Below are 1,465 nucleotides of genomic sequence, written 5' to 3' on the forward strand. Positions count from 1 at the left end.
CCCACGACCACTACGACGATGACTACCACCAGKATGATCTGCCAGGGCTCCATCATGTGAGTATGTCGTGCCGCGGGGCGCGGCGTGCGGGGTCCTGGACACGGGTCGACGGAAATCCATCCTCCGGAAAATGCAACTGGGAAGAAACCGGTTCGGTGGCTCGTTTGAACCATGGAGGCCGGGCAGACGTCGCGGCCGCACCCGCGAACCCTAGGATTTTCACCATGTCGAACACCGATGATGTTGTCGAACAGATCCTGAGCAAGTACGACACGATCACCGTGGTCGGGGCCAGTGCGGACCCTGCCAAGGCGGCGCACACCGTGCCCGCCCACATGCAGAACCACGGCTGGCGGATCATCCCGGTGAACCCCAAAGCCGACGAACTCTTCGGGGAACCCGTCTACCGAACACTGGCCGACATCCCCGAACAAATCGGGCTCGTCGACGTGTTCCGTCCCTCGGACCAGACGGCCGAGATCGCCCGGCAGGCTGTGGCCGCCGGGGCCACAGCACTGTGGCTTCAGCTGGGCATCGCCTCGGCGGAGGCTCGCGAGATCGCAGAGAATGCGGGCCTGCTGTACGTGGAAGACCGCTGCCTCATCATCGAACAACGGCGACTGGGCGTGTCGGCGCCACGCTGACCCGTAAGGCGCCTACGAGTAGCGCACGATCCGCGAAAGGCGCTTGGCGTCGGTGAGCATGGTCTCGATGATCGCGCCTGCCACGGTGTCGAACTCCTCGGCCGCGCGGTTCAATCGCTCGGACCCCAGCTCGTCTTCGGCCGCGGCGACATATTCGTCCGAATCGTCGTCGACCACAACGCTGATCACCCATTCGAGCTTTGCCAGCTGACGGTCCACCTGCTCGACGCCGGCTCGGTAGCGGGTGAACGCCTCCAGTCGCTGGACGAGCTGGCCCAGCCGTTCGTCATGCACCTGCGACCGCGCGGCGTGGATAGCGGTGAGCTCGGGGTCGTCGCCGAGGTCGTTGGGCGGACCGGCCCCAAGTTTGTCGACGGAGGCACGCAACCGCGCGCAGCTGCGGCTGATCTCCGCCACCTCGGCATCGAGGTCGACCCGGATCATCTTGTTGTCGAGGATGTCGTGCTTCCACGATCGGCTCTGCTCGATCGCCGTCGCCGTCGAACATGCCAGGTAGGCGAGTTTGCCGATGGGATGCGCCCGCATCTCGTCGATCGTGGCCTGGTCGTGCGGCGACAACGTTGATTGGCGTAGCTGCCGTCGCAGTGGTCGCGGGTAGTTGTTCTCGTCGGTGCGGACGGCCCAATCGTCGATCTGTCCGGAGTCGCGATCGAGGAGACGATCGATGTCGATGCGGGGCTGATCGCCGCGCCATGTGTCGACGGCGATGAAGGCGAACCGGATGGCAATGGACTCGCCGGGTCGCGTCCCTCCTTGATGGTCGATCCAGTACGGCGTGGCCGTGGTCTTGGCCAGATCGG

The 1,465-nt window shown here is 65.0% G+C and carries 2 protein-coding genes; one reads left to right on the forward strand and one right to left on the reverse strand.

All coding sequences use genetic code 11. From position 1 onward, the window contains the following. The first annotated feature begins 224 nt into the window (after positions 1–224). Positions 225–644: a CoA-binding protein gene (locus KXR83_RS26780; protein ID WP_023962541.1), complete on the forward strand. Its 420-nt coding sequence runs from the start codon at positions 225–227 to the stop codon at positions 642–644. A 12-nt stretch (positions 645–656) separates the two neighbouring features. Here KXR83_RS26780 and KXR83_RS26785 read toward each other — a convergent pair. Then, a partial coding sequence (locus KXR83_RS26785; RefSeq protein WP_437427234.1) for a hypothetical protein occupies positions 657–1,465 on the reverse strand: 809 nt, incomplete at its 5' end.

Source organism: Williamsia muralis (genome assembly GCF_051487485.1).
Taxonomy (GTDB): domain Bacteria; phylum Actinomycetota; class Actinomycetes; order Mycobacteriales; family Mycobacteriaceae; genus Williamsia; species Williamsia muralis_B.